The organism is Acinetobacter sp. GN11, assembly GCF_054823985.1.
Genome location: NZ_JRVL01000150.1, coordinates 81012 through 91581, shown reverse-complemented (window position 1 = coordinate 91581; position 10570 = coordinate 81012). Strand labels below are relative to the sequence as shown.

9 protein-coding genes are annotated in these 10570 nt (G+C 40.8%); 4 read left to right on the top strand and 5 right to left on the bottom strand.

What is annotated here, in order from left to right:
* Positions 1 to 165: 165 nt before the first annotated feature.
* The gene (locus NL42_RS13260) at positions 166 to 1008 is read left to right on the top strand and encodes a class I SAM-dependent methyltransferase (protein ID WP_461313082.1); all 843 of its coding nucleotides are present in this window, start codon (positions 166 to 168) and stop codon (positions 1006 to 1008) included.
* A gap of 55 nt (positions 1009 to 1063) precedes the next feature.
* On the opposite strand, the gene NL42_RS13255 is transcribed toward NL42_RS13260, so the two are convergent.
* Positions 1064 to 2377: an alpha/beta fold hydrolase gene (locus NL42_RS13255; RefSeq protein WP_461313081.1), complete on the bottom strand. Its 1314-nt coding sequence runs from the start codon at positions 2375 to 2377 to the stop codon at positions 1064 to 1066.
* A 299-nt stretch (positions 2378 to 2676) separates the two neighbouring features.
* Here NL42_RS13255 and NL42_RS13250 point away from each other — a divergent pair, with 299 nt between their 5' ends.
* Positions 2677 to 3942 carry a glutamate-5-semialdehyde dehydrogenase gene (locus tag NL42_RS13250; protein WP_461313080.1) on the top strand — a complete coding sequence of 422 codons (1266 nt, stop codon included), beginning with the start codon at positions 2677 to 2679 and terminating at the stop codon, positions 3940 to 3942.
* Between the two features lie 73 nt (positions 3943 to 4015).
* On the opposite strand, the gene NL42_RS13245 is transcribed toward NL42_RS13250, so the two are convergent.
* From NL42_RS13245 to edd, 4 genes are all read right to left on the bottom strand, one after another.
* Positions 4016 to 4528, bottom strand: coding sequence for a gluconokinase (locus NL42_RS13245; RefSeq protein WP_461313079.1), 513 nt, complete (start codon positions 4526 to 4528; stop codon positions 4016 to 4018).
* A gap of 17 nt (positions 4529 to 4545) precedes the next feature.
* Positions 4546 to 5904: a GntT/GntP/DsdX family permease gene (locus NL42_RS13240; RefSeq protein ID WP_005036945.1), complete on the bottom strand. Its 1359-nt coding sequence runs from the start codon at positions 5902 to 5904 to the stop codon at positions 4546 to 4548.
* Between the two features lie 186 nt (positions 5905 to 6090).
* Positions 6091 to 6720, bottom strand: coding sequence for a bifunctional 4-hydroxy-2-oxoglutarate aldolase/2-dehydro-3-deoxy-phosphogluconate aldolase (eda, locus tag NL42_RS13235; protein WP_461313078.1), 630 nt, complete (start codon positions 6718 to 6720; stop codon positions 6091 to 6093).
* Positions 6721 to 6740: 20 nt separating this feature from the next.
* Positions 6741 to 8594, bottom strand: coding sequence for a phosphogluconate dehydratase (gene edd / locus NL42_RS13230; protein ID WP_461313077.1), 1854 nt, complete (start codon positions 8592 to 8594; stop codon positions 6741 to 6743).
* A gap of 658 nt (positions 8595 to 9252) precedes the next feature.
* Here edd and NL42_RS13225 point away from each other — a divergent pair.
* Together NL42_RS13225 and NL42_RS13220 are read left to right on the top strand one after the other, a co-directional pair.
* Entirely contained in the window at positions 9253 to 9372 is a 120-nt protein-coding gene (locus tag NL42_RS13225) for a hypothetical protein (RefSeq protein ID WP_461313076.1), read from the top strand.
* The gene (locus NL42_RS13220) at positions 9354 to 10556 is read left to right on the top strand and encodes an acetate/propionate family kinase (RefSeq protein ID WP_461313075.1); all 1203 of its coding nucleotides are present in this window, start codon (positions 9354 to 9356) and stop codon (positions 10554 to 10556) included. The genes NL42_RS13225 and NL42_RS13220 overlap by 19 nt, the downstream gene beginning before the upstream one ends.
* Positions 10557 to 10570 lie beyond the last annotated feature (14 nt).

Below are 10570 nucleotides of genomic sequence, written 5' to 3'. Positions count from 1 at the left end.
CAAAACAAAAGTAGGTCGAACCGAAGGTTACTCCCGAAATGAAACATTTACACAGTAAAACTCCGCCGTGATGTACTAGTCAGCTTAAATGACATAATTTCAATACAAGATCTTATAGTCAGGCAATTAAGATCACAGAAAAACAATAAATTGAGCTCAGGACGAATGACACAACAACTTTCAAAACACCGCCATATCTCTTTTACAGCCCATTATACAGGCTATATCTGGTATCAAATGGGGATCTCTCATGAAGCACTTGCTACAACCAAAGGCAAATCACTGGCGTATTTGGTTCATCCGATAGAATCTTGGGCTGAGAAATATGTGGGCGGTAGCATGCGCACTACGCTCAAACAACGCCACACCATGCTTGATCACCATTTAGAACAACTCATTCAAGAAAGTCCTGATTTACAAGTTCTAGAAATAGCATGTGGCCTGTCTCCACGCGGTTGGTGGTTTAGACAGCATTACCCTTCAATTACCTATCGGGAGCTTGATTTACCCGATATGGCGCAAACCAAACAAAATGCGTTACAGCAAATTGAAAAAAATGCACCTGAAGTTTTATCAGTTGATTTATTTACAGAAGCTTTTGCACAAGCATTTGAAGTGTTTGCCCCCAATCGCCCATTGGTTGTAATCAGTGAAGGGTTAATTAATTATTTTGATAAAGATTTATTAAAACAGCTGATTCAATCGATTGCTCACTATGGCGCTTCTTTTAAAAATTTTCATTATTTAACCGACCTCTATCCTGAACCAGTTAAAAACAAACTTGCCAGTATTATCTGGAATAGTAGTAAATTATTGAAATTAATGTCTCGAAGCTCGTTTAGTTTTCACTTTAAAAACCCAAAAGAAGTTGAAGACTTTTTTAAAGATACAGAGTTTGATCAAGTTAGCGTGGAACAACCACAAATTTTCTTTGGACAAGCTTCTCAAGATAGTCATGAGCAACATTTAGGTGACTTGGTCTGGACTATTCACGCGCAAATAAAATGACAAATATAAAAAATGGAAGCTCGAAATAAACGAGCTTCCATCTATAACAATATTATTAAGCTGCTTGTTTTTGACGAGCAATAAAACGGCTTAAACGATCAGCAAGCTCAAAGCTACCATGTTTAAATAAAGCTCGAATACCCTGCTCTGTACTTTCAAAAATTAAGCACTCAATTGCAAAAGTACCTTCCTCATCTTCTAAATGCAGTGCCAAGTCACGCGGATGATCGTTCACAAAACCAAGCTGCGAAACATCATCCATTTTTAAATACATGCCGAAGAAAGTAACATCAACAATCTGCACAGATACCTGTACATCAGACTCTCGATGAGTAAGTTGAGTTTTTGGCTGCAAAACCCGAACTCGCTCTTCACCACGGCGTTCCATGTTTTGCATTTGTTCACGTGTCATGGGAATAATCCCATCCAGATTTTGGATAGATTCCCCTTTCAAGAATGAGGTGAACAAACTCATGGTTTCTTTACGGCGCTGCAATTGAGGTACATGGTCTGCGTTTGCGATCAGTGCAAATTCCATATCAGGGCATTGCAAAGCAAAGTTCGCATTTTCATGAGGCAGAGTAAAGCTATCATACTGCCCTGCTGCAACCAGCGTTTTACACTCTGGAATGGGCACATCAGTTAAACGCAAAAGACGATTACAGTTAATTTCATAACGTTCTCGCTCTGTGCCCGTAAATTCAGCCATTTGCCTAAAAAATAATTTTTTAGCTGTTGGTGACATGCGGGTTTTATCTAATTTTGCATGATTAACTAAATATAAAATTACAGCTTGCCCAAACTCTTCCATGCGGTTTTCTTGCATGAGCTTGAGCGACTCTTCCAAAATCATTCGCCAACTTTTTCGGGTCTTTTGCATAACACCCATCAAAATCATGCGGTCCATTAATTCTGGACGATGATAAGCGAAGCAAGATGCGATTACTGATCCCAAAGACATTCCCATCACAGAAACTTTTTGTAGTCCAACAATATCTAACCAGCGCCCCAACATTTTAGACAAATCAGGTAGCTCTAAAGTACCCGCAGATACTCCTGTATCCCGATTAGTAATTTGCTGATTTGCGCCCATAGAAGGTAAATCAATTAAAATGACAGGACCGCTTTCAAATAATTGTTCAACACAATATTTATAAGAATTAAAATTCTGGAAAGCACCACCCACAATCACAATTGGCGTATTGTGAATCGTTTTTGGATCGGCAATAGCCATATATTCAATTTTCCAGCCGTCAATCCATGTTGTCCGAGCAGGTTGTTTAAAACTATCTCTATGGTAGATATCGAAAAAGCCAAAACCGGCATAAGCTTGGTTGATCTCCGAATCCATTTGAATAATGGAATTCATATCCTTGCTTCCTCCTTGCTGTAATTTTTTTATGCTGCAAGAGTTCCTTCTTGAACACGTAACCTTTTATGCACAAAACTTTAAAATTTGTATTAGTTTGTATTGCACAATAACATTCTAAACAATTGTGTGAAATATACGCAATCGCTCAAATGACCGCTCATCTTGTTTAAGTCGCTAATAGTTTGCAAAATATTTAAATGTTTTTTTATGGCGGTCACATTTTTCAAAAAAAGCCATTCATTGTTCCGCATTTGACTGCTACTATCTTAGTCATTGGTAAATGATTAAAAAATGCTATGCACGATTCAATTGAACAATATATGCAAACAGTTGGGCAACAAGCACGTCAGGCCTCTCGTGTCCTTACAAGTGCTTCTACCTCACTAAAAAACCATGCGCTCTCTGCTATTTATACTGCTTTAGAAAATAATCAGGCAGCAATTTTGGCAGCGAATCAAATCGACATGGATAAAGGTCGTAGCAATCAGCTCGACAGCGCATTGCTTGATCGTCTTGAACTGACACCCGCACGTTTTAAAGGAATGTTGCAAGGTCTTAAAGATGTGATCGCACTTGTCGATCCAATTGGGGAAATTACTGATCTTGCATATCGCCCCACAGGCATTCAAATTGGAAAAATGCGAGTACCTCTAGGTGTTGTTGGGATGATTTACGAATCACGTCCAAACGTAACCCTTGAAGCTGCATCTTTAGCGATTAAATCGGGCAATGCCATTATTTTGCGTGGTGGTTCAGAAGCACTCGAGTCAAATAAAGCAATCGCTGAAGCAATTAAGCATGGCTTAAAAGTTGCTGGCTTACCTGAACATTCAGTGCAAGTGATTAACACTTCTGACCGTGCGGCTGTTGGTCATCTCATTACCATGACTGAATATGTAGATGTAATCGTTCCACGTGGTGGCAAAAGCTTAATTGAACGTGTAACTAATGAAGCGCGTATTCCTGTCATTAAGCATCTTGATGGTAACTGCCATGTATTCGTTGAAGCACAAGCAGACTTGCAAAAAGCCTTACCGATTACTTTAAATGCTAAAACACATCGTTATGGCGTTTGTAATGCGATGGAAACTCTGCTCGTTGATGAAAAAATTGCAAATGTTTTCTTACCACGCATTGCTGAACTGTATGCTGAAAAACAAGTTGAGCTCCGCGGCTGTCCAGAAACACGCCGTATTTTAGGTGCCTCTGTAAAACCAGCGACAGAAGAAGATTGGTACACCGAATATCTAGGGCCAATTCTTGCAGTTAAGGTAGTGAGTGGCATTGATGAAGCAATTGACCATATCAACAAATATGGTTCACATCACACCGATGCAATCGTGACTGAAAACTACACGTTGGCTCGTCAGTTCTTGGCTCGCGTAGATTCAAGCTCAGTCGTAATCAATGCCTCAACTCGTTTTGCTGATGGTTTTGAATATGGCTTAGGCGCAGAAATTGGTATTTCTACAGATAAAATTCATGCCCGCGGTCCAGTTGGTTTAGAAGGCTTAACTTCTCAAAAATGGATTGTGTTAGGTGACGGTCAAATTCGCCAATAACCGATTTAACACTTCAAAAAACGCCTGATCAATATCAGGCGTTTTTATTTTTATCATTTAAACTTTTCTATGATTATTCTTGGCAGACATCACTAACTACACCAAGTTGCTGCATGACTTGCGCAACAATCTGTTCCGGTGTCAAAGTAATATCAATCGTTATTGCTTCATGAAGATCTGGTTCTTCTAATGTATCAAGCTGGGTTTGTAGCAATGATGGATCAAAGAAATGACCTGATCGTGCTGCAAGTCTTTGTTGTAATAATTCATAAGAGCCTTTGAGGTACACAAACTTAACATTCTGATCTTGCCCTCTCAAAATATCGCGATACATGCGCTTTAAAGATGAGCATGTAAATACAGCTGTTTCACCATCTCTTTGTTTGGTTTCAATCACCTGACGAATGGCCTGTAACCATGGCAGACGATCATCATCAGTTAAAGGGATACCTTGGCTCATCTTACTTTTATTTGCAGCCGAATGAAGCGTATCACCGTCGAGAAATTCACAAGCCAAACGCTCTGATAATAATTCACCAATCAGGGTTTTACCTGTTCCACAGACACCCATTGCAATCACAATCATGGATTACTCACCTTTAATTATAAAATAGTGCTAAGCAGTAGCGTGAAAGATAAACCCAATACTGAAATGATCGTTTCCAATACCGACCAAGTCTTGAGTGTCTGCCCCACGGTCATACCAAAATATTCTTTGATTAACCAAAATCCCGCATCATTTACATGTGAGAAAACCAATGAACCTGAGCCTGTGGCAAGTACTAAAAGTTCTGGTCTAACGACAACACCAGCTGTAGCAGCAATCGGAGCAACAATACTACAAGCAGTAGCCATAGCGACTGTTGCCGATCCTGTTGCCAAACGAATCAATGCTGCAACTAACCAGCCCAACAATAACGGTGACAAATTTGCCTTCAAGGCTGTAGAAACGATCTCATTAGAAATACCACTGTCACGCAAAATACCGCCAAAACCGCCACCAGCACCGACAATCAACATGATTCCGGCAATAGAAGCCAAACAACCGCCACAGAATTTTTCGATCTGTTCACGGTTAAAGCCCTGCATCGTACCAAAGGTAATAAAGCTGACCAGCACAGCAATAAGTAATGCAATATCAGAAGTACCAATAAAACGTAGTAAATCGTTTGCGAAAGTTTGTGGGGCAAAGAAAAGATCAGCCCAACTTCCGATCAACATCAACACTACTGGCAACATAATCGTAAATAAGGTAATGCCAAAGCTTGGTAGCTCACGAGTTTCTTTCTTGTCTACCTCAACAAATTGCTTAAACAACGGATTGTTCTCAGGCAATTTGACATATTTATTGATCCATAGCGCATACAATGGCCCTGCAACAATCGCCGTTGGTACGCCCACTAACAAACTGTAGGCAATTGTTTTACCAATATCAGCGTGATATGCCTGTACTGCCAACAATGCTGCTGGATGTGGTGGAATCAAACCATGCACAACGGACAACCCTGCGACCATCGGCAAACCTACGACCAATAACGACTTGCCTGTTCTTTTGGCAATGTTAAAAGCAATTGGAATAAGGAGTACGAAGCCCACTTCGAAAAATACAGGCAGCCCCACAATAAGGGCAATAAACATCATGGCCCAGTGAATATTTTTCTCACCAAACCATTTAATTAAAGTAATTGCTATTCGCTCAGCACCACCCGACTCGGCCATCATTTTACCGAGCATCGTTCCGAGTGCGATGACAATCGCAAGGTGGCCCAAGGTTTTACCAGTACCAGCTTCATATGACTTAACAATATCGCCCATTGGCATGCCAACAGCTAAAGCTAAACCGAGTGAAACAATAATAAGAACAAGAAATGGATAAATTCTGAACTTCGCGATCATGACAACCAATGCAATAATCGCGATTACAGTGTAGATAAGCAACATGCCACCCTGAACGGTCTCCATGTGATACTTCTCCTTGGAATAATGCTATTTAGGCACACTGCCCAAACAAAGGTCTTCAACCACAGTAATTCCTACTGTTAAGACACTAAATTTTTATATTTAGGTGTGACCAGCACAAACTGGCCACCTCAATACAGCCTTAAAGTACATAGAATGCACTTCATTTTTTATAGATATTGACTACATTTACAGTGCTCTCAACTGACTCGCAATTTGCGCTAAACGAGTAATTTCAGCCCAATCTTGTGCAGCTACAGCAGCTTTAGGCGTTAACCATGAACCACCTACACACACTACGTTTGGTTGCTTTAAGAAATCTGGCGCTGACTCTGCCGTAATTCCGCCAGTCGGGCAAAAACGTAAGTTTGGAAATGGACCATAAAATGCTTTTAGCATCTCAACTCCACCTGCCTGTTGAGCTGGGAAGAACTTCACAATCTCATAACCTAACTCAATCGCCTGAATCAGGTCACTTGGTGTCATCACACCCGGTAATAAAGGTAAGCCAGCATCTTGTGCAGCCAAATGCAGATCTTTAGTCAAACCAGGAGATACACCAAATTGAGCGCCTGCTTTTTTAGCTTGAGCACAATGTTCTGGCTTGGTAATCGTTCCTACACCCACCACAATGTCATCCGCCAATTGGCTCGCACGCTCAATAGCAGCAAGACCCGCAGCGGTACGCAATGTAATTTCAAGGACTTTTACACCACCAGCATGTAAAGCAAGTGATACATCTTCACCTTGCTCGGCAGAATCAAATGCCAATACTGGAATGACTGGACCTAATTTGACTATATCTTCAATTTTAATCATTATTTTTCAGTTCCTTTGACTCAAATCTGCTCTGGTGAAGTTTCACCAACCAATGCACCAAATACAGATGCTCCATGTTCAGCTGGCGCAGCAGCAGCACGGAAAACACCAAATAATTCACGGCCAAAACCAACTTCGTTTTCTGCCTGATGTTCTGGCTGTGCAACAGGACGCGACTGCCAAGTCTGTTCATCTATTTCAACATCAAGTACGCCAGCCTCAGCATCAATAATCAACATATCGCCTGTTTGAACTTTAGCAATCGGCCCATTTAGCAAGGCTTCTGGAGATAAATGAATCACCGCAGGAACTTTGCCTGAAGCACCAGACATACGTCCATCAGTAACTAAAGCAACGTGGAAACCTTGATCTTGTAAAACACCCAATACAGGCGTTAAGCGATGCAATTCAGGCATACCGTTAGCACGCGCACCTTGGAAACGAACAACTGCAATAAAATCTCGATGTAACTCACCACGATCAAATGCTGCTTGTACTGCTTCTTGAGAATCAAACACAATTGCTGGAGCTTTAACTTTGCGATGTTCTGGTGCAACAGCAGAAATCTTGATAACACCACGGCCAAGACGACCTTGCATTAAACGTAATCCACCATCTGGTTGAAACGGCGCATCAATGCTACGTAAGACTTTATCATCAAGGCTTTGAACCACACCATCAACCCAAGTGAGCTTGCCATCAATCAGTTTTGGTTCTTTGGTGTAATGCTGCAATCCTTTACCAGCCACTGTCGTTACATCGTTATGCAACAAGCCAGCTTCAAGTAAGTTACGAATGAGGAAAGCCACCCCACCAGCAGCTTGGAAATGGTTTACATCGGCCTTACCATTTGGATAGATTTTTGCGAGTAATGGAACAACAGCCGATAACTCATCGAAGTCATCCCAGTCAATCAAGACACCAGCGGCACGAGCAATCGCAATCAAATGCAAAGTATGGTTGGTTGAACCGCCTGTAGCGAGTAATGCCACAATGCCGTTTATAATTGCTTTTTCATCAACCACATGACCAATCGGCGTGTAGTTTCCGCGCTCAACTGTTAAATCAAGTACACGAATCGCAGCTTCTGCGGTAAGCGCATCACGCAATGGTGTATGAGGATGAACAAATGCAGCGCTTGGCAAATGTAAACCCATCACTTCCATCAGCATCTGGTTACTGTTGGCTGTACCGTAAAAAGTACAAGTCCCTTGTCCGTGATAAGCAGCTGACTCAGCTTCTAGCAAAGCATCACGGCCAACTTGGCCAGTTGCAAATTGCTGGCGAATTTTGGCTTTCTCATCATTAGATAAGCCACTACTCATTGGGCCAGCTGGCACAAAAATAGTCGGTAAATAGCCGAACTGCAAAGCACCAATCAACAAGCCTGGTACAATCTTGTCACAAACACCCAAACATAAAGCTGCATCAAACATGTTATGAGACAATGCAATCGCTGTGCTCATTGCAATCGTTTCACGAGAGAACAATGACAGTTCCATGCCAGCATTACCTTGGGTAATACCGTCACACATCGCAGGTACGCCACCAGCAAACTGTGCTACTCCCCCATTTTCACGAGCGGCTGTTTTAATTAAATCTGGAAATGTTTTATACGGTGCATGAGCCGATAGCATTTCATTATATGACGACACAATGCCAATATTTGGTTCGCGGCCTACTTTAATAATTAATTTTTCATTATCTTCCATGCCGGCAAAACCATGAGCCAGATTGGCACATGAAAGTGCTCCACGAGCAGGAAATTTGCCTTGTGCATGTTCAATACGTTGTAAATATGCAGAACGAGTTTTTTGACTACGTGCGATTACACGCTCGGTCACTTTTGCCAATATTGGATTCGGCAAGTCCATGCTGGACGCTCCTGTACAACCGGATAAGCCGGAAAATAAAAATAGACCAAATGATATATTTTTTATGATCATTTGAAAAAGGATGAACAATATTATTCAGGCAAAAAGAGACATGCAACCCCAGCCAATTCTGCTGTAATAACCTCAGCACAAGCTTTAAAGGCATAGCAAGTCTATGTTTGAGACAAAAGATTTATTTAATATTTAGGTGTATTTACAGTTAAGCTTAGCCTTAAAAATACGGTAAAATTATTGTAAATCAATATAATAAAATAGATTTACCGCTATAGATGCGATGGGCTTTTCACTCTAATTTTTAGTTCTAATAACCCTATGTTTTATTCTTTTTAATTTCCACTAATACCGTTAAATCTTAATTTCAATTACGTATATTATTTGTAATATATGCTTAAAATTTAATTTAACGAAGTTGTTCACCCTTTTAATAAACGATCGGCTTCTGGCATTTAAAATGAATATTTGGTTCAGGTTTTATTTTTCATAAATGTATACAAAAAAACCGTTTCTATCTTCATAAAAAAACAAGGAATACAGTGGTTAAGCTTTATACTGGACAAATATTAGTGACAAATAATTTGATGGTCGATAGTGCTTAAGTCTAATGGGCTAAAGTCTATCTTGGACAGAAAAACAACACATGTTAAAACAGGACAACCCGTTCAATCTGTATCGAAAAATAATACATCTTGAACAGGAAGTTAGGAAAACTATTTTAAATCAGGACTTGGGTATTTCAACGTGGCTATATCAGTATTAGTTATCAATTGCGGCTCTTCATCTATTAAATACGCGCTGGTTTCAGATCGTCGTGAAGATCGTATTTACGGTTTAGCAGAAAACTTGGGAGCAGCTGACGCTCGTATTAAGGGAATTACAGTTGGGGGAGAACCACTTGAACTTTCAATTCCCTATGCTGACCATGCCAAAGCTTTAGAAACTTTACTTGCACGTCTTGCCAACTACAAACCGCAAGCAATCGGACATCGTGTTGTACACGGCGGCAGTTTAACCAAAGCAGAATTACTCACTCCTGAAATTATTGAACGTATTCGTGCAGCAACGCCTTTGGCTCCGCTTCATAACCCAGCACACTTAATTGGTATTGACGCAACCGTACGTCTATTTCCTGAATTACCTCAAGTTGCCGTATTTGACACTGCATTCCATCAAACCATGCCACCGCATGCCTACCGTTATGCAATTCCTAAGTTTTTATTTACAGATCATAACGTTCGCCGTTATGGCTTCCATGGTACAAGCCACGCCTATGTTTCTGACAAAGCGAGTGAACTCGCAGGCAACCTGAAAAAAGGTGGATGGTTAACAGCCCATCTAGGAAACGGCAGTTCAACTTGCGCAGTATGGAATGGACAAAGTGTTGATACGTCTATGGGCCTCACTCCACTTGAAGGTGTGGTAATGGGAACCCGTAGTGGTGACGTTGACCCAAGTTTACATAGCTTCCTTGCGAAAAACCTCGGTTGGGATTTAGCAAAAATTGATAAAGTTTTAAATAACGAAAGTGGCTTACTAGGCTTATCTCAACTGTCTAATGACATGCGTACAGTGATTGAAGCTGCTGAAAATGGCAATGAAGATGCTTGTCTTGCTATTGAAGTGTTTAGTTACCGTCTTGCTAAATCACTTGCTGCATTAAGCTGTGGCTTACCAACTTTAGACGGCTTAATTTTCACAGGCGGTATTGGCGAAAACTCAGCTTATATTCGTGAAAAAACCTTAGCTTATCTACCTCATTTTGGTTTGCAGCTTGATAAAGATCAAAACAACAACTTAAAGCGTGGCACTGAAGGGCGAATCGACAATGGAACAGGACCACAAATTTGGGTCATTCCAACAGATGAAGAAGGTCGTATTGCCAAAGAAACTCGTCAAGTTGTTGAAGCGGCAGAAAATACAGCATCTGTAGCAAGCCTTGCTTAATTAGAGCTCAGCGA